The sequence below is a fragment of the Streptomyces sp. NPDC059452 genome, from assembly GCF_042750035.1.
In the GTDB taxonomy this organism is placed as follows: Bacteria; Actinomycetota; Actinomycetes; order Streptomycetales; family Streptomycetaceae; genus Streptomyces.
The window spans coordinates 25,224-46,480 of sequence record NZ_JBHYVE010000011.1 but is presented as its reverse complement, the minus strand read 5'-3'; the positions used below and the strand labels follow the sequence as shown (position 1 = coordinate 46,480).

18 protein-coding genes are annotated in these 21,257 nt (G+C 72.2%); 7 read left to right on the top strand and 11 right to left on the bottom strand.

Translation table 11 applies throughout. From position 1 onward, the window contains the following. Nucleotides 1-49: 49 nt before the first annotated feature. Nucleotides 50-622 carry a cob(I)yrinic acid a,c-diamide adenosyltransferase gene (locus ACFW9Z_RS16680; RefSeq protein WP_384640681.1) on the bottom strand — a complete coding sequence of 191 codons (573 nt, stop codon included), beginning with the start codon at nucleotides 620-622 and terminating at the stop codon, nucleotides 50-52. Nucleotides 623-829: 207 nt separating this feature from the next. On the opposite strand from ACFW9Z_RS16680, the gene ACFW9Z_RS16675 reads away from it, so the two are divergent. The 3 genes from ACFW9Z_RS16675 (at nucleotide 830) to ACFW9Z_RS16665 (ending at nucleotide 4,954) form a co-directional block, all read left to right on the top strand. Continuing rightward, a complete protein-coding gene (locus ACFW9Z_RS16675) occupies nucleotides 830-1,678 on the top strand; it encodes a 3-hydroxyacyl-CoA dehydrogenase family protein (RefSeq protein ID WP_030569100.1) in 849 nt (282 codons plus the stop codon). 234 nt (nucleotides 1,679-1,912) lie between these two features. Beyond that, nucleotides 1,913-2,236 (top strand): STAS domain-containing protein, encoded by a 324-nt coding sequence (locus ACFW9Z_RS16670; RefSeq protein ID WP_084749372.1) that lies wholly within the window; start codon nucleotides 1,913-1,915, stop codon nucleotides 2,234-2,236. A gap of 213 nt (nucleotides 2,237-2,449) precedes the next feature. Next, complete coding sequence (locus ACFW9Z_RS16665; protein WP_384640677.1) at nucleotides 2,450-4,954, top strand: ATP-binding protein; 2,505 nt, start codon at nucleotides 2,450-2,452, stop codon at nucleotides 4,952-4,954. Nucleotides 4,955-5,032: 78 nt separating this feature from the next. Here the strand turns inward: ACFW9Z_RS16665 and nucS are convergent, their stop codons facing one another. Next, nucleotides 5,033-5,704: an endonuclease NucS gene (gene nucS / locus ACFW9Z_RS16660; protein ID WP_384640674.1), complete on the bottom strand. Its 672-nt coding sequence runs from the start codon at nucleotides 5,702-5,704 to the stop codon at nucleotides 5,033-5,035. 272 nt (nucleotides 5,705-5,976) lie between these two features. Between nucS and ACFW9Z_RS16655 the strand changes: the two genes are divergently transcribed. Next, complete coding sequence (locus tag ACFW9Z_RS16655) at nucleotides 5,977-6,369, top strand: SCO5389 family protein (protein ID WP_018958973.1); 393 nt, start codon at nucleotides 5,977-5,979, stop codon at nucleotides 6,367-6,369. A gap of 111 nt (nucleotides 6,370-6,480) precedes the next feature. On the opposite strand, the gene ACFW9Z_RS16650 is transcribed toward ACFW9Z_RS16655, so the two are convergent. Next, on the bottom strand, nucleotides 6,481-7,536 hold the full coding sequence (locus ACFW9Z_RS16650; protein ID WP_384640671.1) for an LLM class flavin-dependent oxidoreductase: 1,056 nt from the start codon (nucleotides 7,534-7,536) through the stop codon (nucleotides 6,481-6,483). A gap of 224 nt (nucleotides 7,537-7,760) precedes the next feature. Between ACFW9Z_RS16650 and ACFW9Z_RS16645 the strand changes: the two genes are divergently transcribed. Continuing rightward, nucleotides 7,761-8,090 (top strand): ATP/GTP-binding protein, encoded by a 330-nt coding sequence (locus ACFW9Z_RS16645; protein WP_384640668.1) that lies wholly within the window; start codon nucleotides 7,761-7,763, stop codon nucleotides 8,088-8,090. 43 nt (nucleotides 8,091-8,133) lie between these two features. Here ACFW9Z_RS16645 and ACFW9Z_RS16640 read toward each other — a convergent pair whose 3' ends face one another. The 7 genes from ACFW9Z_RS16640 to mce form a co-directional block, all read right to left on the bottom strand. Then, nucleotides 8,134-8,979 carry an ABC transporter permease subunit gene (locus tag ACFW9Z_RS16640; protein ID WP_384640665.1) on the bottom strand — a complete coding sequence of 282 codons (846 nt, stop codon included), beginning with the start codon at nucleotides 8,977-8,979 and terminating at the stop codon, nucleotides 8,134-8,136. After that, nucleotides 8,976-10,127, bottom strand: a complete 1,152-nt coding sequence (locus ACFW9Z_RS16635; protein WP_384640663.1) for an ATP-binding cassette domain-containing protein — start codon at nucleotides 10,125-10,127, stop codon at nucleotides 8,976-8,978. Before ACFW9Z_RS16635 ends, ACFW9Z_RS16640 begins: the two co-directional genes overlap by 4 nt. Nucleotides 10,128-10,266: 139 nt before the next feature. Then, nucleotides 10,267-11,046: an ABC transporter permease gene (locus ACFW9Z_RS16630; protein ID WP_384640660.1), complete on the bottom strand. Its 780-nt coding sequence runs from the start codon at nucleotides 11,044-11,046 to the stop codon at nucleotides 10,267-10,269. Nucleotides 11,047-11,051: 5 nt separating this feature from the next. Beyond that, nucleotides 11,052-12,101, bottom strand: a complete 1,050-nt coding sequence (locus ACFW9Z_RS16625; RefSeq protein WP_384640658.1) for an ABC transporter ATP-binding protein — start codon at nucleotides 12,099-12,101, stop codon at nucleotides 11,052-11,054. A 79-nt stretch (nucleotides 12,102-12,180) separates the two neighbouring features. After that, entirely contained in the window at nucleotides 12,181-13,119 is a 939-nt protein-coding gene (locus ACFW9Z_RS16620; RefSeq protein WP_384640655.1) for a cellulose-binding protein, read from the bottom strand. A 325-nt stretch (nucleotides 13,120-13,444) separates the two neighbouring features. After that, nucleotides 13,445-17,338 (bottom strand): polarized growth protein Scy, encoded by a 3,894-nt coding sequence (scy, locus tag ACFW9Z_RS16615; RefSeq protein ID WP_384640652.1) that lies wholly within the window; start codon nucleotides 17,336-17,338, stop codon nucleotides 13,445-13,447. A gap of 203 nt (nucleotides 17,339-17,541) precedes the next feature. Next, on the bottom strand, nucleotides 17,542-17,970 hold the full coding sequence (gene mce / locus ACFW9Z_RS16610; RefSeq protein WP_384640649.1) for a methylmalonyl-CoA epimerase: 429 nt from the start codon (nucleotides 17,968-17,970) through the stop codon (nucleotides 17,542-17,544). A gap of 144 nt (nucleotides 17,971-18,114) precedes the next feature. Between mce and ACFW9Z_RS16605 the strand changes: the two genes are divergently transcribed. Next, nucleotides 18,115-19,320, top strand: coding sequence for an acetyl-CoA C-acetyltransferase (locus ACFW9Z_RS16605; RefSeq protein ID WP_384640647.1), 1,206 nt, complete (start codon nucleotides 18,115-18,117; stop codon nucleotides 19,318-19,320). Between the two features lie 36 nt (nucleotides 19,321-19,356). Further along, a complete protein-coding gene (meaB, locus tag ACFW9Z_RS16600; protein ID WP_384640645.1) occupies nucleotides 19,357-20,325 on the top strand; it encodes a methylmalonyl Co-A mutase-associated GTPase MeaB in 969 nt (322 codons plus the stop codon). 145 nt (nucleotides 20,326-20,470) lie between these two features. Here meaB and ACFW9Z_RS16595 read toward each other — a convergent pair whose 3' ends face one another. After that, complete coding sequence (locus ACFW9Z_RS16595) at nucleotides 20,471-21,223, bottom strand: PepSY domain-containing protein (RefSeq protein WP_384640642.1); 753 nt, start codon at nucleotides 21,221-21,223, stop codon at nucleotides 20,471-20,473. Nucleotides 21,224-21,257 lie beyond the last annotated feature (34 nt).

The following is a 21,257-nucleotide window of genomic DNA, read 5'->3' as shown; positions in this document are numbered from 1 at the left end:
CCGCCCGGTGGCATCCGGCCGGGAAGCGGTACGCCTCCGTCCGGTGGCGTCAGCGCTCGCCGCCCGGCACCCACAGCACGTCCCCGACCTCCTTGTTCGCGCTCCGCGCCAGGATGAACAGGAGGTCGGAGAGGCGGTTGAGGTAGGTGGCGGTCAGGGTGTTCATCGACTCCCCGTGCACCTCCAGCGCCGCCCAGGTGGACCGCTCCGCGCGCCGGACCACGGTGCACGCCTGGTGGAGCAGGGCGGCCCCCGGCGTACCCCCGGGAAGGATGAAGCTGCGGAGCTTCTCCAACTCCTCCAGGAAGCGGTCGCAGTCCGCCTCCAGCTTGTCCACGTAACTCTGCTCGACCCGCAGCGGCGGGTACTCGGGCTCCGCCACCACCGGGGTGGACAGGTCGGCGCCCACGTCGAAGAGGTCGTTCTGGACCCGTACGAGGACCTTCACCACGTCCTCGGAGAGCTGCCCCAGCGCGACGGCGGCCCCGATCGCCGCGTTGGCCTCGTTGGCGTCCGCGTACGCCGCGATCCGCAGATCGGTCTTGGCGGTACGGCTCATGTCGCCGAGGGCCGTGGTGCCCTGGTCGCCGGTCCGGGTGTAGATGCGCGTCAGATTGACCATGGGTCCAGCGTAGTGAGGCCCGCACCCTCAACTACGCGTGGCACGGAGCCGAATGACGCGTCTCGGTGTGATGTCCGTCATTCGAGACGTGACGCGCATCTCTTCACGGCCACAGCGCCCCCGACGGGTACTAATCTCCGCCGGAGAGCAATGTGAACCGCCGTGAACAGATGCCGCAGAGGCGGACAGAGAACAAGGGGTGCGAACGTGGCCAGGAAGCTCGCCGTCATCGGGGCCGGACTCATGGGATCCGGGATCGCGCAGGTCTCCGCCCAGGCGGGCTGGGACGTCGTGCTGCGGGATGTCACCGACGCGGCGCTGACCCGCGGTCTGGACGGCATCAAGGCCTCGTACGACAAGTTCGTCTCCAAGGGCAAGCTGGAGGCGTCCGACGCCGAGGCCGCGCTCGCCCGCATCACCACGACCACCGATCTCGACGCCGTCGCGGACGTGGATGTCGTGGTGGAGGCGGTCTTCGAGAAGCTGGAGGTCAAGCACGAGATCTTCCGCGCCCTGGACAAGGTCGTCGGCGAGAACACCGTGCTCGCCTCGAACACCTCCGCCATCCCGATCACCAAGATCGCGGCCGTGACGGAGCGTCCGGAGCGCGTGGTCGGCGTGCACTTCTTCTCGCCGGTCCCGATGATGCAGCTCTGCGAGCTCGTACGCGGCTACAAGACCAGTGACGAAACGCTCGCCACCGCGCGGGAGTTCGCCGAGTCGGTCGGCAAGACCTGCATCGTCGTCAACCGCGATGTGGCGGGCTTCGTCACCACCCGGCTCATCTCGGCCCTCGTTGTCGAGGCCGCCAAGCTGTACGAGTCGGGCGTGGCCACGGCCGAGGACATCGACACCGCCTGCAAGCTCGGGTTCGGCCACGCCATGGGCCCGCTCGCCACGGCCGACCTGACCGGCGTCGACATCCTGCTCCACGCCACCGGCAACATCTACACCGAGTCCCAGGACGAGAAGTTCGCCGCCCCCGAGCTGATGCGCCGGATGGTCGACGCAGGTGACATCGGGCGCAAGAGCGGGCAGGGCTTCTACACGTACTGACCGCAGCCGCACCCCCGGCCCGTCGGCCCGCCGCCGTCAGGGCCGGGGGAGCCCGGAGGGCCGGGAAGTGTACCCGGCAGTGTCCCGTCTCCGACGAACCGACGTCACTCCACCGAGTGAATTCGGTATCGGTTCGCTTACAGACGGCAACTTCCCTGTCGTCGCGGCAGTCAGTTGTGGGAGAGACAGAAGAGACAGACGGACCTCGCTACGGACAACAGCAGGGGAGCGCATATGCATATCAGGGGCGACCACGCCGAGCTGGTCGTCGGGGGCCGCCTCGACGTCCGAAGCGCGGCGGACGCCCGTACGGTCCTCCACTCGGCCGTCGACGACGGAGTCGGCGATCTCGTGCTGGACCTGACCGAGCTGAATTCCTGGGACGCCACCGGGCTCGGCGTCATCATGGGGGCCCACCGCCGGGCCGGGCGGGCCGGACGCCGGCTCGTGCTGCGCGGCGTTCCGCCGCAGATGCAGCGGCTCCTGGTGGCCACCCGGCTGCACCGCATCCTGGCGATCGAGGGCGGGATCGCCGCCGATTCACTGCCGCGCGTCTGAGCCGGACGGGGGCAGAAGACGCGCAATCCTCACCGGAATGTGACGTCCCGGACGGCATGGCACCCCGCCCGCGCGTGGATACTGTGCGAAGGTCTAGGGTTCGGGCCGTCTGCCCCATGACACCCACCCGTGGCAGACACCGGACCGGAAGCGACAGCGAGGCGTGCGAGGCCGGAGGGGCAACCGAGCGCGACGCGTCTGGGGGACTTGTTGATGGACCCGACACACCAGGGGCCGGAGGAGTACGGGCCGGAACACGACCGTTCCGACGGGCGGCGGAGGCCGTCCCGTGAGTCCAACGCCGCCGACTTCGGGCAGCCGGCACCGCAGCAGGTCCGCGTCGTCCAGCTCACGGCGGGCGACCTCCTGCTCACGGTCAACCCCGTCGACGGCAGCGAGGTCGAGGCCTGCCCGCCCGGCGCGGAGCCCGCCGCACCCGTCCGCCGCACCCCCGCCGACCGCGCCGACCACGAGCGCGCCGGCGCACCACCCGTCCCGGCGGGCCCGCCCGCCCTTCAGCTGCCCCTGCTGGAGCGGCAGGAGGAGCGCGAGCGGCTGGTGGGCCTGCTGGCCCGGGGCCGCAGCGTCCGCCTCACCGGCCAGGCAGGCTCCGGCCGCACCGCGCTGCTGGCCGCCGTCGCCGCCGACTGCGCGGACCTGGCCCCCGACGGTGTCGTACGGCTCAACGGCCACCGGCGCACCGCCGCCGACCTGCTGTACGGCCTCTTCGACGCGATCCACCACGCCCCGCTGCACCGCCCCGGCCCCGAGGAACTGCTCGCCCTCGTCCGCTCCATCGGCGCCGTCGTGGTCATCGACGACCTGGAGATTGGCGGAGCGGCCCTCGACGGGCTCCTGGAAGCCACCCCCGAGTGCGCCTTCCTTCTCGGCACCACCCCCGACCTCACCGCCCCCGGCGCCGACGCCCGCCTGGAGGAGGTCCTCCTCGCCGGGCTCGGCCGTTCCGCCTCACTGGAGCTGCTGGAGAAGGTCGTCGAGCGCCCCCTCACCGAGGAGGAGCGGAACTGGGCGGGCGACCTCTGGTTCGAGTCCGAGGGGCTGCCGCTGCGCTTCGTCCAGGCCGGATCGCTGCTGCGTCAGCGCGACCTGCTCAACACCGACCCCACGGCCTTCGACGAGTACGACTACTTCGAGCCACGCCCGGACGACGCGCCCCCGGTCCCCGAAGCCCCCACGCCCGAGACCCTGGACGTGCCGCTGCCGAGCCTCGGCGAAGGGGCCGCGCCCGCCGTGCTGCTCGCCTCCCGGCTCAGCGAGGCGGCCCGCGAGACCCTGCGCTTCACCGTCGCGCTCGGCGGCGAGGTGCCGCACCAGGCCCATCTGCCGGCCCTCGTGGGCGACACCCACGCGGACGCGGCCCTCGGCGAACTGGCGAGCTGCGGACTGCTCTCCCCGGCGGGCCCCCGCTACCGGCTCGCCGCCGGAGTCCTGGCCCAGCTGGAGGCCGGCGGCTACGCGGAGGGCGCCGCCGCCCATGCTCGTACGGCCGCCCAGCACTACGCCTGGTGGATCTCGCACCCCTCGGTCACCCCGCAGCGGGCCGCCGCCGAGGCCGACGCCGTCGTCGCCGCGATGGGCCGCCTGGTCCCCGACGGCGAGGCGGGCCAGGCCAGCGCGGCCGTCCTGCTGGCCCGCAGCGCCGCTCCCGCCCTCGCCGCGGGGTTGAGCTGGGGCGCCTGGGAGAAGGCGCTCAGGGCGGGCCAGGAGGCCGCCCGGATCGCCGGTGAGGTCGCCGAAGAGGCGTACTTCCACCATGAGTTGGGCGTTCTCGCGCTCTGCACCGGCAACCTCGACCGGGCCCGTACGGAGCTGGAGACCTCGATCTCCATGCGCGGCGCGCTCGCCGACAAGTCCGGGGCGGTGGCCGGACGCCGGGCCCTCGCCCTGGTCACGGACCGCTCCGGCGGCCTGGTCTCCCCGGGGCTGGTCCAGGCGGGCGACGACATCCCCGCCGTACACCAGGACTTCCCCGGTACGCCGCCGGGCGGGTTCCCGGGCCTGCCGCCGTTCGTCCGGCAGGAGGAGGAGCCCACCACGGTGGCCGCCCCCCTGAACGTCCCCGCGCCGAAGCGGGGCGGCGGGCGCGCGATCCTGGGCGGTGCGCGGCGCAACCTGGCCGCCGCCGGGGCGGGCGCGCTGCTGGTCGGGGTGCTCGGCACGGTGGTCGCCCTCGGCCTCGCCGCGAACGGCCCCGAGGCGCCGGGCAGCCGCAACGTCACCACCGAGCAGTCGGCCACCGAGGGCGCGACCGACGACGGGCTCCCCGCCGACGAGCCGGACCAGGGCCCCGCACCGGACGACCGCACCCCCGGCGACGAGGCGCCCGTCGAACCCGTTCCCTCGGTGCCGGTGGCGCCCACCACCTCCGGCTCGCCCTCCCCGGGCCCCTCGTCGCCGGACGGGAGCCCGCCGGGCACGGACGAGCCGTCCAGCCCGCCGCCCACCGACCCGACCTCCGACGGGCCGTCCCCGAGCGGCGGGCCGACCACGCCGACCAAGCCGCCGACGACCCCGCCCACCACGCCCCCGACCACGCCGCCCACCGAGACACCGACGACCCCGCCGACCGAGACGCCGACCGAGGAGCCCCCGGGCGAGCCGGACACCTCCACCTCCGCCAGCGGCCCCGCCGAGTCGGTCAGCGCCAGTGCCAGTGCCCCGACGGCGGGCGACGACCCCACGGAGACGGACGCCTGACACACCGAAGCCCCGACACACGGAAGCCGGGCACCCCGTCAAAGGGGTGCCCGGCTCCGGTCGTTCGGGGGCGGGCGGTCAGAACAGGCGCAGCTTGTCGTCCTCGATGCCGCGCATCGCGTCGTAGTCGAGCACCACGCAGCCGATGCCCCGGTCCGTCGCGAGGACCCGGGCCTGCGGCTTGATCTCCTGGGCCGCGAAGACGCCCCTGACCGGCGCGAGGTGCGGGTCGCGGTTGAGCAGCTCCAGATAGCGGGTCAGCTGCTCCACCCCGTCGATGTCACCGCGCCGCTTCAGCTCCACGGCCACCGTCCGCCCCTCCGCGTCCCGGCAGAGGATGTCCACCGGGCCGATGGCGGTGGGGTACTCACGGCGGATCAGGGTGTGGCCCTCGCCCAGGATCTCGATCCGGTCGGCGAGCAGCTCCTGGAGGTGTGCTTCCACGCCGTCCTTGATGAGCCCCGGGTCCACGCCCAGCTCGTACGAGGAGTCGTGGAGGATTTCCTCCATCGTGATGATCAGTTTTTCGCCCGCCTTGTTCACCACCGTCCAGATGCCTTCGTCGTCGCCGGTGCCGACCTTCAGGGCACACGGCGGTGACATCCAGTTGAGCGGTTTGTACGCCCGGTCGTCGGCGTGGATCGAGACGCTGCCGTCCGCCTTCACCAGGATCAGACGGGGGGCGGAGGGCAGGTGGGCTGTGAGCCGGCCCGCGTAGTCCACGGAGCAACGGGCGATGACGAGACGCATGGTCGGCAACGCTACTCGACGACGGGGCCCCGACGCGATTTCCCCACCTGTCGACCCCTGTCACTCGCTCCTCACCGAAGAGGGGCGCAGTGGGCTTGCCCCTCTTTGCGCCCCTTCGTTGGTGGCCGGTTGTGTTCCCAATCTCCTGGTGCGGCCCCCACCGCGCGCTTAACGTGGATGCAGGAGGTCGCCGCCCGTGCACGCTGCGTCGTCGCCCTTCTTCCCTGCCCGTAAGGCCCCGGTCACCGTCCGGGGTCGCGAGAGGAGAACCCATGTCGCTCGACGTCTCACCGGCGCTGTTGGAACAGGCCGAGCGAGGCGAGGTCGACGAAGCCGACTTCGTCGACTGCGTCCGGACCTCCCTGCCTTTCGCGTGGGAGATGATCAGCTCTCTGGTGGCTCAGCTGAAGGTCGACGGCGGCCAGTTCGCCGACAACCAGACGCCGCCGCCGGACGAGCAGGCACGTGGTCAGCTGCTGCGCGCGCTCGCGAGTGATGCGATACGCGGCGCGCTCCAGCGGCACTTCGGAGTACGTATCGCCTTCCAGAACTGCCACCGCGTCGCGGTGTTCCCCCTGGACGCCTCGGTTGACGACCGGCTGGCCAAGTTCACTTCGGTGAGGGGCCAGTTGCTCAACCAGTCGCCCGGACTACGGGACTGCTGAGCGCTTCTGCTGCCGCTTCGGGCCGCGGGAGGTGCAACTGGCTCCGGGGCGGCAGCTCCCGTACCACCGCACCACGTTCCACGCGAGGTCGTCCCCATGCACAGGCGCAGGTCAGGTGAGCAGCGGCAGCACGTCCGCGCCCAGGCGCCGCACGTTCTCCTCGGTCGCCGCGAGGTCGCCCGACCCCTCCACCAGGAGGGCGAAGCGGGTGATGCCGGTCCGCTCGGCCGTGGCCGCGAGCCGGTCGGCGGCCAGCTTCGGCGGGCCCACCGGATGCAGCCCGCACAGCAGTTCCGTGTACGCGACCGGGTCCCGCATCACGCGGTGCCGGTCGTCGACCGTGACATGGGCGTCCAGCCCCTGACGCAGCCAGCCGGGCATCGTCTTCACCAGCGTCTCCGTGGCGTCCCCGGGGCCGTCCGCGATCTGGGCCACCCCCGCGGACACATGTGCGGCCCCCTCGACCACGTCCGGCGGATGACCGGCCTCCCGGGCCGCCGTACGCCACAGGGCGACCATCTCCGCCTTCTCCTCGTCCCCGCAGTGCATGCCCAGCAGCATCGGCAGCGCCCGGCCCGCCGCCAGCCGCACGGTCTTGGGCGAGGTGCACGCCACGATCACCTCGGGACCCTCCGACGGCGCCTCCGCCGGACCCTCCGACGGCCCGGCCAGCAGCTCGTCCGCGCGCGGCACCACCGCCACCTCACGGAAGCCGAACCGCTCCCCGCGCCCGGCGACCCGCGGCTCCCGCAGCCAGTCGAGCAGCAGCTCCAGCGCCTCGGGGAAGCCGTTCTCGTACGCGTCGAGACCGCCCCCGAAGACCTCCAGATCCACCCAGGGCCCGCCCCGGCCCACCCCGAGCGAGAACCGTCCGCCGCTGGTCAGATGGAGCAGCGCGGCCTGTTCGCCGAGGGCGACGGGGTGGTGGTTGGGCAGCACGCTGACGGCCGTGCCGACCCGGATCCTGCGCGTCCGGCCCAGCAGCAGCGCGGCCAGCGTGGTGGCGGACGGGCAGACCCCGTACGGCACGAAGTGGTGCTCGGCCAGCCAGACCGAGTCGAGCCCGGACTCCTCCGCCGCCTCGGCGGAGCGGACGGCCCGGTGCAGGGCCTCGCCGGGTCCCTGTCCCGGGAACTGGGCTGCCAGAACGAACGTTCCGATGCGCATCGCGTGTTGCCTCCTTGCGGCCGACGCGTGTCTCCCCCACTGGCAACAACGTCTGACACGTGCCAAAGGCACGGTCCGGCGCGAAGTTGTTGCGATTTTCCGCTAACTCACTCCCGTGCCCGAACGTGCCGGACCGCACGGCCCCGCCCCACCCGGCACCTGCCCCCGGCGGCAGCCTCTAGGCTTGTTGCCACCGTGCCCGAACCGCTCCCGTGAGGTGTCCCGTGTCCCCGCGCCGCAACCGCCCCCGTGGCGGCGACAGTCCCGACGAACACCCCGGTACGGCGCCGGGGCGGTACGGCGGGGGAGGGGCGACCGAGAGCTGGCAGGGCGAGGAGTGGTCGGTGCGCCCGGTGAGCGGGGCGAGCGCCCAGGGCAAGCGGTACCGCTGCCCCGGCTGCGACCAGGAGATCCCCTCCGGCGTCCCGCACCTCGTCGCCTGGCCCGAGTTCGGCGGCATCGACGACCGCAGGCACTGGCACAAGGCCTGCTGGAACGCGAAGGACCGCCGCACCACCCGGGTGCAGCGGTCCAGGAACGCACCGCGCTACTGAGCGCCTGACGCCCGGCCGGACGCCGTGCCTCAGCCGTCGCGCCTCAGACGTCGCGCCGGTCCAGCACCAGGTAGGCGCCGCCCATGGCCACGGCCGCGAGGACCAGCATCAGCAGCACCGGCGTCCAGCCGGAGGGGCTGGAGTCGGTGATCCCCGAGCCGTACAGCGCGGCGAGCTGGGTGGGGATCGAGTACTCCAGGAGGAAGAGCTGAAGCCCGCGCAGGCTCTCGGAGAGCATGAACAGCGCGAGGACCAGCGGCAGCAGCACCACCGCGATCATGACCGTGATGGCGCCCGCCGAGTGCCGGATGATCGCGCCGACGGCCAGCGACATGAGGCCCAGGGCCGCGATGTAGAGCCCGACGCCCACGGTGGCGCGCAGCCATACGGAACCGGATTCGACGCCGCCGCCCAGGATCACCGTCTGGAACGCCGCGACGACCGTGGCGGTGACCGTGGTGATGGTGAAGGTGAGCAGGAAGAAGACGATCGCCTTCGCCGTCAGCACCCGGGCCCGGCTCGGGCACGCCGTCAGCGTCGTACGGATCATGCCGGTGCTGTACTCGGAACCGATGGTCAGCACACCGAGGGTGATCACGCAGATCGAGCCCAGCAGCACCCCGAAGAAGCCGAGGCCCACGACCGGCTCGCCGCCCAGATCGGTGTCGGCCGCGGCGACCAGCAGCGCGGCCATCAGGCCGATCGCCACCATCAGCACGATCATCACGCCCAGCGTCCACATCGTGGAGCGGACGGAGCGGATCTTCGTCCACTCCGAGGCGACCGCGTCGCCGAGCGTGGCGTGGCGGATCGGGATGGGCGACTCGTAGGACACCGGAAGCTCCGGCTGCGGGTGCTCGTGGGCCTGCTCGGCGGCCGGCGTCGTCATCGGGGGTCCTCGCTGGTCTGCTCCCCGGCCGGGGCGGCGGAGGAGGGCTCGGGGGTGGACGTGAGGGAGGGGGCGGGCGCGGCCCGGCCCGCTCCGGGCGGCGGCGGGGCGTACCAGCTCTGCTGGACCGCCTCCGGCCGGAGCGGCCCGGGGCCGGGCTCGGCCCCGTAACCGTCCTGAACGGCCCCGTAGGGCCCCTCCACAGGCTCCAGGAGCCCCGCCTTGGCGTCGTCCGTCGAGCGGTAGTCCACGACGCCCTGCGTCATCCGCATGTACGCCTCCTCCAGCGAGGCCCGGTGCGGCGACAGCTCCCAGAGCCGTACGTCGGCCCCGTGGGCCAGGTCGCTGATCCTCGGCAGCGGCAGACCGGTGACGCGCAGGGCGCCGTCCGGCTCGGACATCACGCTGCCGCCCGCCTCGATGAGCGAGCTCGTCAGCTTCTCCCGCTCCTCGGGGGCGCCGGTGGGCACCCGGACCCGGGCGAAGTCGGCGGAGTTCGCCGAGATGAAGTCGGTGACGCTCATGTCGGAGAGCAGCCGGCCGCGCCCGATCACGATCAGATGGTCGGCGGTGAGGGCCATCTCGCTCATCAGATGGCTGGAGACGAAGACCGTGCGCCCCTCGGCCGCCAGCGTCTTCATCAGGTTGCGGACCCAGTGGATGCCCTCGGGGTCGAGACCGTTGACCGGCTCGTCGAAGAGCAGCACCTGCGGGTCCCCGAGCAGCGCCGCCGCGATCCCCAGCCGCTGCCCCATGCCCAGTGAGAAGCCGCTGGAGCGCCGCTTGGCGACGTCCTGGAGGCCGACGACCCCCAGCACCTCGTCCACTCGCCGGGCCGGGATCCCGGCCAGCTGGGCCAGCGACAGCAGGTGGGTGCGGGCGGTCCGCCCGCCGTGCACGGCCTTGGCGTCCAGCAGCGCACCCACCTGTCGCGGCGCGTTCGGCAGGCTCCGGTAGGGGTGCCCGCAGACCGTCACATGGCCCGCCGTCGGCCGGTCCAGGCCGAGAATCATCCGCATGGTCGTGGATTTACCCGACCCGTTGGGTCCGAGGAAGCCGGTGACGGCCCCCGGCCGCACCGTGAAGGAAAGGTCGTCCACGGCCGTCTTCGCGCCGTAGCGCTTGGTCAGGCCGACTGCCTCGATCATTCTCCAGCCCCATCGACTCACTCTGTGGTCGGGGCTGGGGCCGCCTGGCCACACACCCCCCGTAAGAGTTAGGAGGATAACCAGGCCTTGACGGTTCCGGCCAAGTTCCGTACCGGCTGCGAGCGGACCGTTACGGGCTCTACGCGTCCCGGTTCCTCAGCACCAGGTAGCCGCCGATCACCGCCGCCACCACCCAGGCGACCATGATCCCGAGCCCGCCCCAGGGGCCGTAGGGCGCGGGATCGCTGCCCAGCGCGTCCGGGACGACCTGCATGATCTTCGACCCGGCCCGGTCGGGGAAGTACTGGATGACGTCCTTGGCGTACGGCACCGCGGCCAGGATGGTGGAGATCAGCAGGAAGAACGGGATCAGGATGCCCATCGACAGCATGGAGCTGCGCAGCATCGCCGTGACGCCCATGGAGAAGATCGCGATCAGCCCCATGTAGAGACCGGCGCCGACCACCGCGCGCAGGACGTTCTCCTCGCCGAGGGTGGTTCCCCGGTCGCCCAGCAGGGCCTGGCTGAGGAAGAACGAGACGAAGCTGGTGAGCAGGCCGACCAGGAGGGCCAGCACCCCGGCCACGGCGATCTTGCTGAAGAGGAGCGTCCCGCGCTGCGGCACGGCCGCCAGTGAGGTGCGGATCATGCCGGAGCTGTACTCCGTACCGATCACGAGCACCCCGAACACGATCATGGCGAGCTGGCCCAGGGCCGTCCCGGAGAAGCTGACGAGCGTCGGGTCGAAGGTGAGCCGCTCGGCCTCGGAGAGGTCGTCGTACGTGACGTTCAGCAGGGCGCTGATGCCCGCGCTCATGGCGACCGTGACGGCGAACGCGCAGATGAGCGTCCAGGTGGTGGAGGAGACCGTGCGGATCTTGGTCCACTCGGAGTTGAGGACTGCGGGTACCGAAGCCATCGTCGTCACGCCCCCTGGTTGTCGGTGCCGGAGGTGCCGGAGGTCTCGGCGGTGCTGTCGGTGGCGGTGGGGGAGGCGGTGCCTCCGGGCTGGTCCCAGCCCTCGCCCCAGCCCTGCCCGGCCACCGGAGGCGGTTGCGCCCCGCTCGGTCCGGAGTGGGCGTGATACTCCACGGACGAGGCGGTCATCTGCATGAACGCCTCCTCCAGGGAGGCCCGCTGTGCGCTCAGCTCGTGCAGTACGACCTGGTGACGGGCCGCCAGTTCGCCGAGCTCCTCGGTGGTGGCGCCGTCGACCTCCAGGACGCCGCCGTCCGCCTCGACGGCGGTGAAGCCCCCCTGGCTCAGGGCGTCACGCAGCTGCTCCGGCTGCGGTGAGCGCAGCCGTACATAACTGCGGGAGTTCTCATGGATGAAGTCCGCCATGGAGGTGTCGGCGAGCAGCCTGCCCTGGCCGATCACGATCAAATGGTCCGCCGTGAGCGCCATTTCGCTCATCAGATGGGAGGAGACGAAGATCGTCCGGCCTTCGGCGGCGAGCGCCTTCATCAGGTTGCGGATCCAGTGGATGCCCTCGGGGTCCAGACCGTTGACGGGTTCGTCGAACATCAGGATCTCGGGGTCGCCCAGCAGGGCGGAGGCGATGCCGAGGCGCTGGCCCATGCCGAGGGAGAAGCCCTTGGACTTCTTCTTCGCGACCGCGCCCAGACCGACGGTGTCCAGGACCTCGTCGACCCGCTTGCTCGGGATGCGGTTGCTCTGCGCGAGACAGAGCAGGTTGTTGTACGCGCTGCGGCCGCCGTTCATCGACTTGGCGTCGAGCAGCGCCCCGATGTACTTCAGCGGTTCCTGGAGTTCGTGGTAGGGCTTGCCGTCGATGCGCACCGTACCGCTGGTGGGCCTGTCCAGATCGAGCATCATCCGCATGGTGGTGGATTTCCCCGCCCCGTTGGGGCCCAGGAAACCGGTCACCATGCCCGGTCTCACCTGGCATGTCAGATGGTCCACGGCGACCTTGGTGCCGAATCGCTTGGTCAGTCCTTCGAGCTCGATCATGGACACACGCTAGAACGGCCGCGCGCCCGGCGCCACCACAAAGGCGGAACCGGGCGCGCGGAACGAGGCGTTCCGTGAATCAGCGGGTCTGCTGGGCCGGAACACCGCGCTGGGCGGGCTCGTCGTCCACCGGGGAGCCGGCGGCGGCCACCGCGGCACCGGTCAGCGTGGCCAGCATCTCGCGGACGTTGGTCAGCTGCGCGTTGATGGAGTCGCGGCGGTTGGTGAGCGCCGCGAGCTCGCGCTCGGACTCGCTGCGGATCCGGTCGGCCTTGGCGTTGGCGTCGGCCACGATGTCCTCGGCCTGGCGCTGCGCGGTCTCCACCGTCTGGCGGGCCCGGCGCTCGGCGTCCGTGCGGAGCTTCTCGGCCTCCAGGCGGAGCTGCTCGGCGCGGTGCTCGATCTCGGCGAGGCGCTTCTCGGCCTTGGCCTGACGGGACGCGAGGTCGCGCTCCGACTGCTCACGGCGCTTGGCGAGGTTCGTCTCGAAGTCGGCGGCGGCCTGGGCGGCCTTGGCACGGGTCTCCTCGAAGAGGGCGTCCGCCTCCTCGCGCTTCTGCTGCGCGTCCTTCTGGGCCTCGCTGCGCAGCGTGGTCGCCTCGCCCTTGGCCTTCTCGACGATGCGGACGCCCTCGTCCTCGGCCTTCGACTTGCGCTCGGCCGCGAAGGACTCCGCGTCGTTGCGCACCTGCTGGGCGGCCGACTCGGCCAGCTCGCGGTGCTGCTCGGCGGCGCGACGGGCCTCCTCGCGCAGGTCCTTGGCCTCCTCCTCGGCGAGGCGGAGGATCTTCTCGACACGGGCACCGAGCCCGGCGTACGACGGCTCGGCGTCGTTCACCTGGGCCTGGGCGTTCTGCGTTTCGAGGTGCAGCTCCTCGATCCGCTTTTCCAGGGACGTGATGCGGGCCAGGGCGCTATCACGGTCGGCGACGAGCTTGGTAATGCGGTCGTCCACCTGACCGCGGTCGTAACCACGTCGCACGAGCTCGAAGCCGAAGGGGGAGGAAGGGTCACTCATGGGGTTCCTGTCGAATGAGACCGGTGAGGTGATAGGGGAATCCTAGGGGCCATAGCGGCGTGTCAGCGTGCAGATGTCGGTTTGATCTGGAGAATGACACCCCTTTTGAGTGGCTGACCCCCGGAGTGCTTGCCACTCGAAGGGTTGAATGTCCATGACGAAGCACGCGCCCCCGTACGCCTGCTTCCTCCGGACGTCCTCTGTTTCTCCCCCGTACGTCTTCTCCCCCGTACGTCTGCTGCGTTCTCCCCCGTAAGTCTGCCGTTCGGTGTCACCCGTACGTCTGCCGTTCGGCGTCCCCCGTAGGACCGGAGCCCCGCGACCGCTACCTCCCCGACGACTTGCCCCCCGACCGCGTGCCCGCCGTCGCGGGTGCCTTGGCGCCCCCGGCCGGTCCGTCCGCCGGTTTGCCGCCCCCGCCGGGAGCCTCGAAAGACTCCAACGCCTCCAGCACGTCCTGGACACGGGAGATCTCCGTATTGATGTCCTCGCGCCTGCGCACCAGGACGTCCAGCTCGTGTTTCCCGTCGGCGACCGTCTTCTCCGCCTCGGCCTGCGCGTCGGCCCGCAGCTTCTCCGCCTCGCGGATCAGCCCGGCCTTCTTGGCCTCGGCCTCCTTCAGTAGCGACTCGGCCCGTTTCACCGCGGCGATCCGGACCTTGCTCGCCTCCGAATTGGCCTCGGCCAGCAGCTCCTTGGCCTTCGCCTCGGCCTCGTCGCGCTGCTCGGTCGCCGCCTTCATCAGGTTGTCGACGCGCTCGCCCGCGGTCTTCATCTGCTCGGACGTCTCGCGCCGGGCCCGCTCGTGGAGCTCCTCGATCTCGCTCTCCAGCCGGGCCCGCAGCTCCTCGGCCCGCTCCCGGATCTGGGTCGCGTCGCGCCGCGCGCCGACCAGCAGCTCGTCGGCGTCGGTGCGGGCGCGCTCCACCAGGGTGTTGCCCTCGACGGTCGCCTCCGAGGTGATCCGCTCGGCCTCCTTGCGGGCCGCGCCGACCATGGTGTCGGCCTGTGTCTCCGCCTCGGTGGCCGTACGCAGCGCCTCTTCCCGCGCCTTGTTGATGAGCTGGTCCGCCTGCTCCGCCGCGTCCGCCCGGCGCTTGGCCGCCGCCTCGCGCGCCTCGTCCACCACCCGGTCCGCCTCCTGGCGGGCCTGGGAGCGCAGCTCCTCGGCCACCGACTCCGCCTCGGCGCGCAGCCGTTCGGCCTCCTCGCGGGTGCGGGCGGCGTGCTCCTGCGCGGAGCCGAGGTGCTCGGCCGCCTCCGTACGCAGCCGCTCGGCCTCCTCGCCCGCCTCGGCCAGCAGCCGGTCGGCCTGCTCGTTCGCGTCCTTGCGGCGCCGGTTGGCCTCCGTGGTGGCCTCCACCACGAGCTGCTCGGAGGACTGGGCCGCCTCGTTGCGGATGCGCTCGCTCTCGGTCGTCGACTCGGCCATGAGCCGGTCCGACTGGGCCGCCGCCTCCGAACGGATGCGGTTGGCGTCCTGCCGGGCCTCGGCCCGGGCCTTCGACGCGTCCTGCTCCGCCGAGGCGAGGGCGTCGGACGCCTCCGTACGCACCCGCTGGCTGTACTCCGAGGTGTCCGCGCGCAGCCGCTCCGACTCGGCGATCGCCTCGGAGACCGTACGCTCGGCCAGCGCCTTGGCGGCCTCCGTCTCCTCGTGGGCCTCCCGCCGGAGCCGGTCGGCCTCCTCGCCCGCCTCCCGGCGCAGCCTGCCCGCGTCCTCGGAGGCGCGGTCCCGCTCGGCGTGCGCGTCGGCGCGGACCCGGTCCGCCTCCTCCTGCGCCTCGGTACGGGTGCGCTCCGCGACATGCTCGGCCGTCGAGCGCAGCCCGGCGATCTCCTCCTCGGCCTGCTCCTGGAGCCCGGAGACGGAGTCCCGCACCTGCTGGGCGGTCTGCTCGGCCGCCGAGACCAGCTCGGTCGCCCGGGCGTCCGCCTCCTCGACCAGCCGCTGCGCCTCGGCCTGCGCCTCCTCCACCCGCTTGCGGGCGGAGGCGAGCAGCTCCTCGCTCTGCTCGCGGGCCCGCTCGCGCTCCTGCCCCGCTTCCGTACGGGCGGCGCCGAGGATCTCCTCGGCCTCCCGGCGGCGGCGCGTGGCCTCCTCCTGGGCGGCCTCCAGCGCCTCGGCGGCCTCGGCCCCGACCCGCTCGGCGGCGGCAGCGGCCTCCGCGCGCACCCGGTCGGCACTCTCCTGCGCCTCGGTCTTCAGCCGCTCGGCCTCGGCGGCGGCCTCGCTCCGCAGCCGTACGGCGATGCTCTCGCCCTCGGCACGGGACTGCGAGGCGTCCGCCGCGGCCTCGTCACGCAGCCGCTCGGCCTCCGCCCCGGCCTGCTCGGTCAGCGCACGGGCCCGCTCGGCGGCCTCGGCGCGCTGCCGCTCCGCCTCCTCGGTCGTCTCGCGGCGGATCCGCTCCGCTTCCGTACGGGCTTCGCCGAGCGCCTCCTCGGCGGCGGCGAGCCGGGTCTCGGCCTCGGTGTGCAGCCGCTCCAGCTCGTCGGCGGCCTCGGCCTGCCGGGCGGCGACCGCGCGCTCGGTCTCCTCGCGCAGCTCGGCGGCGGCCCGCTCGGCCCCGGCCGTGGTGGCCTCCGCCTGCTCCTCGGCCTCGGCCCGCAGCTTCTCGGCCTCGGCGCGGGTGCGCTCCAGCGTCTCTTCTGCTTGCTTGCGCAGGGTGGCCGCGCGCTCGGCGGCCTCGGCGCGGATGCGCTCGCTCTCGCCGTTCGCCTTGGTGCGCAGCTCGTCCGCGTCGGAGCGTGCCTCGGTCAGCAGCTCCTCCGCCTTGCGGGCGCCCTCCTCCAGCTGCTGGACCGCCTCGCGGCGGGCCTCGCCCCGGATGCGCTCGCCCTCGGCGACCGCCTCGGAGCGCAGCTGCTCGGCCTCGCCGCGCAGCCGGCGGGCCTCCTCCTGGAGCTCGACCGTCTTGGCCCGGTACTCCTTGGTGTCGTCCTTCGCCGCACCCTTGAGCTCGTCCGCCTGCTCGGCGGCCTCGCCGCGCAGCCGGTCCGCCTCGGCCTCGGCCTCGCGGCGGATGCGCTCGGCCTCCTCGCTCGCGGCCTTCGTGGTCGACCGGGCGTCCTCGGAGGCCTTGGTGAGGACTTCCTCGGCGCTGCGGGCCGCCTTGGCGAGCTGGGCCGCGGCGTCCTCGGCGGCTGCCGTACGGGCCTTCTCGGCCGCCTCGGCGACCACGCGGTCGGCCTCGGCACGGGCGTCGGCGAGGGCCTGCTCGGCCTCCTCCTTGAGCGTCTCCGCGCTCTTGGTGGCCTCGCCGACCAGCCGGGCGATCTCCGACTTGGCCGTACGGGTGCGCTGCTCGTTCTGCGACTCGGAGGCGGCCAGCTTCTTGGCCGCGGCCTCCTTCGCCTCGGCGAGGGTCTTCTCGGCCTCCAGCCGGGATTCGCGCAGCCGGGTCTCGGCCTCCTGGAGCCGCTGCTCGGCGGCCCGGTTCAGCTCGGCCGTCTGCTGGCGGGCCTGCGAGGTCTCCGCCGTGGTGCTGGAGCGCAGCTGCTCCGCGTGGCTGGTGGCCTCCTGGGCCTGCGCGGAGGCGGCGCCCAGCATGCGTTCGGCGTCCTTGCGGGCGCGCAGCAGGATCGCTTCGGCTTCGGACCGGGCGGCCTCCGCCTCGGAGCCGACGCGCTGCCGGGTCTCCTCGGCCAGCCGGGCGGCCTCGGCCCGGGCGGCGGCCAGCGCCTGTTCGGCCTCGGCCCGGGACTCGTCCAGCAGGCGGCGGGCCTGCGACTCGGTGCGGGCCCGCAGCTGTTCGGCCCAGGCGACGTTCTCGTTGACGTGCGACTCGACGGTCTGCCGGCGCTCGGCCAGCTCCTGGTCGAGCTGCTGCCTGCGCTGGACGGCCTCGTTGTGCAACTCCGCCTGGAGGCGCGCCTGATGCTCGGCGTGCTCCTGGAGGATGCGCTGTGTCTGGGCGCGCGCCTCGCGCAGCTCGCGCTCGGCGTCGCTGCGCAGCTGCTCGGCCTGCACCTGCGCGTTCCGCAGCATCTGCTCGGCCTGGTAGCCCATGTCCGCGCTGTCGTACGCGGGGCGGGTGGCCAGATTGCGCCGGGCCTCGTGCAGCTTGGCGCGCAAGACCTCGACCTGGTAACCGAGGTCCTCGGCGTGCTGGACGGCCTTCTCCCGGTCGGTCTTCAGCCGGGCCATCTCGGCTTCGAACCGCGAGAGATGGTCGTCTTCAGCTCGGTGGCTCTCCTGGCTTTCGTAGCCCCGCACTGCGCGGTCCCATCCTTCCCCGAGCTCTCAACTCTGGTCGAGCAGGGGAGACCCCAACCCTGGTCGCAACTCTGCACACGAGGACAGCTCGCCGACGAGTTGCCCTCGGGGAATGGTGACAGACAAACGACGAGGACGCGGTACGGCCCCGACCCGGCCCCGGCCCGGAATTGCCCACTCTACCGGGCCGGGTCTGCGCCGGGTCAGTGCTCCGGGTTGCTCGTGACCAGTTCGGTGAGGACGCCGTGGCAGTCCTTGGGGTGCAGGAACGTGATCCGGGACCCCATCGACCCCGTCCTGGGCTCGTCGTACAGCACCCGGACGCCCTTCTCGCGGATGTCCGCGGCGTCCCCGTCGACGTCTTCGGTACCGAAGGCGATGTGGTGGACGCCCTCCCCGTTCTTTGCCAGCCACTTGCCCACGGCGGAGTCCTCGCGGGTGGGCTCCAGCAGCTGGAGGTACGAAGCCCCGCCGTCCGAGGTTCCGTTGATCTTGAGCATGGCCTCCCGGACGCCCTGCTCCTCGTTGATCTCGCTGTGGAACACCTCGAACCCGTACGTGGCACGGTAGAACTCCACCGTCTTGTCCAGGTCGAAACAGGCGATCCCGATGTGGTCGATTCGCGTCAGCATGGACTCAGCATGGCTCCGCGCCACCCCGCTCGCCACGGTTACACAACGTGCGCGCCGTCACACCGGCAGCCGGATGACGGGCGCGGTACCGCTCAGTACATTCAAGTAAACCCTCGTTCACATCCGACCCAAGGGGCCGTGCCCATGCCAGCAACGACCGGTACCACCACCTCAGTGATCGTCGCGGGCGCCCGGACGCCCATGGGCCGCCTCCTCGGCTCCCTCAAGAGCTTCTCCGCGGCCGACCTCGGCGGTGCGGCGATCAAGGCGGCCCTGGACCGGGCCGGCATCGGCGGCGACCAGGTCCAGTACGTGATCATGGGCCAGGTGCTCCAGGCCGGCGCGGGCCAGATCCCCGCCCGCCAGGCCGCCGTCAAGGCAGGCATTCCGATGAACGTGCCCGCGCTCACCATCAACAAGGTGTGTCTCTCCGGGCTCGACGCCATCGCGCTGGCCGACCAGCTCATCCGCGCCGGGGAGTTCGACGTCGTGGTCGCGGGCGGCCAGGAATCCATGACCAACGCCCCGCACCTGCTCCCCAAGTCCCGCGAGGGCTACAAGTACGGCGCGATCGAGATGCTGGACTCGATGGCGTACGACGGTCTCACCGACGCCTACGAGAACATCCCCATGGGCGAGTCCACCGAGAAGCACAACAGCCGCCTGGGCCTGGACCGCGCCGCCCAGGACGAGATCGGCGCCCTCTCCCACCAGCGGGCCGCCGCCGCCCAGAAGAACGGCATCTTCGAGGCCGAGATCACCCCGGTCGAGATTCCGCAGCGCAAGGGCGACCCGGTCCTCTTCTCGAACGACGAGGGCATCCGCCCCGAGACCACGGTCGAGTCGCTCGGCAAGCTCCGCCCCGCCTTCGCCAAGGACGGCACGATCACCGCGGGCACCTCCTCGCAGATCTCCGACGGGGCCGCCGCCGTCGTCGTCATGAGCAAGGCCAGGGCGCAGGAGCTGGGGCTCGACTGGATCGCCGAGATCGGCGCCCACGGAAACGTCGCGGGCCCCGACAACTCCCTCCAGTCGCAGCCCTCCAACGCGATCAAGCACGCTCTCAAGAAGGACGGTCTGACGGTCGACGACCTCGACCTGATCGAGATCAACGAGGCCTTCGCCGCCGTCGCCGTACAGTCCATGAAGGACCTCGGCGTCACCCCGGACAAGGTCAACGTCAACGGCGGCGCCATCGCGCTCGGCCACCCGATCGGCATGTCCGGCGCCCGGGTCGTCCTGCACCTGGCCCTGGAGCTGAAGCGGCGCGGCGGCGGCACGGGCGCCGCGGCGCTGTGCGGGGGCGGCGGCCAGGGTGACGCGTTGATCATCCGCGTCCCGGGCAAGTAACACCGTAACGACACGAGGCAAGGCGAGAACGGAGCGGTGAACGTGGACGTGGACGTCCCCACGCTGGTCGAGCAGGCGCGAGCAGGCAGGCCGCGTGCGGTGGCCCGGCTGATCTCGCTGGTGGAGGGGGCGTCCCCGCAGCTGCGCGAGGTGATGGCGGCACTGGCCCCGCTGGCGGGCCATGCGTACGTCGTCGGGCTGACGGGCTCGCCGGGCGTCGGCAAGTCCACGTCCACCTCCGCCCTGGTCTCCGCCTACCGCCGGGCGGGCAAGCGGGTCGGCGTCCTGGCCGTCGACCCGTCGTCCCCCTTCTCCGGCGGCGCCCTGCTGGGCGACCGGGTCCGGATGTCGGACCACGCCTCCGACCCCGGCGTCTACATCCGCTCCATGGCCACCCGGGGCCACCTGGGCGGCCTCGCCTGGTCCGCCCCGCAGGCGATCCGGGTGCTGGACGCGGCGGGCTGCGACGTGGTCCTGGTCGAGACGGTCGGCGTCGGCCAGTCCGAGGTGGAGATCGCCTCCCAGGCCGACACCTCGGTCGTCCTGCTCGCCCCGGGCATGGGCGACGGCATCCAGGCGGCCAAGGCCGGGATCCTGGAGATCGGTGACGTCTACGTGGTCAACAAGGCCGACCGCGACGGCGCCGACGCCACCGCCCGCGAGCTGAACCACATGCTGGGCCTGGGCCAGTCCCGCGCCCCCGGCGACTGGCGCCCCCCGATCGTGAAGACGGTCGCCGCCCGGGGCGAGGGCATCGACGAGGTGGTCGAGGCCCTGGAGAAGCACCGCGCCTGGATGGAGGAGCACGGCGTCCTGGCCGAACGCCGAGCGGCCCGCGCGTCCCACGAGGTCGAAACGATCGCGGTCACGGCGCTGCGGGAGAAGATCGCCGACCTGCGCGGCGACCGCCGCCTCCAGGCCCTGGCCGAACGCATCGTGGCGGGCGACCTGGACCCGTACGCGGCGGCGGACGAGCTGGTGGCGGGGCTGACGGGGGAGGGGTGAGAAGCTCCCTCACGCCCGCTTAACGCTTTTAACTTTTGCTCTTCCTCCGAGGGTTGCTTCCTCAGCCGTCGGTGCCGAGCGCCGAACGGCCCCGCACCGCTGCTGCGGTACGGGGCCGTGCTGCTCGGACGCGCCGGGCGGCGGGTCAGTCGTCGTCACCGTCGCGGTCGTCCCGGTCATCGCGGTCGTCGTTCTGGTCGTCCCGGTCGTCGTCACCGGCACCGGCACCGGCACCGTCACCGTCGTCGTCGAGGTCCACCGTGACCTTGCCGGTCTTCGCGTCGACCTTCAGTTCGTGCTGCTTGCCGTCCTTGCCGGTGATGTCGACGTCCCAGCGCAGGACGTTGCCCCGGCGGCCGTTGTCGTCGTCATCGTCATCGTCGTCCAGGTCGATCGACGTGACGCGGCCCGGTGCGGTCTTCAGCGCCGCGTCCGCCGCCGCGTTCAGGGTGACGGGGGAGGTGCGGGGCGCGTGGCGGTCGCGGTCGTCGTTGTCGTCGTCCTCGCGGGTCTTCAGGACCTTGCCGGTGGTGGCGTCCACCGTCACGTCGTACCAGTTCCTGTCGGAGCCGTAGACGTCCAGCTCCCAGACCGTACGGCCGTTGTGGTCGTCGTCATCGTCGTCGTCCAGCTCGGCTTCGGTGACCGTGCCGGGAACGCTCTTCAGGGCCGCCGCCACCGCCCGGTCCAGCGTGATGGTGGTGGTCCCGGTGGCGGGGGAGCGGTCGTCCGAGCGGTTGTCGTCGCGGTCGTCCGAGCGCTCGCCGCCCGTCGTCGGCTGCTGGGTCGTCGTGGCCGGGCGGCGGTCGTCGTCGTCCGCGAAGGCGACGGTGGCGGCGGCCGTGCCGCCGATCAGGACGGCCGCGGTGATCGCCGCGATGGTGGCGTTGCGCTTCATGAGGTTCCTCCCCGAGAGGTGCTTGCTGTTCGAC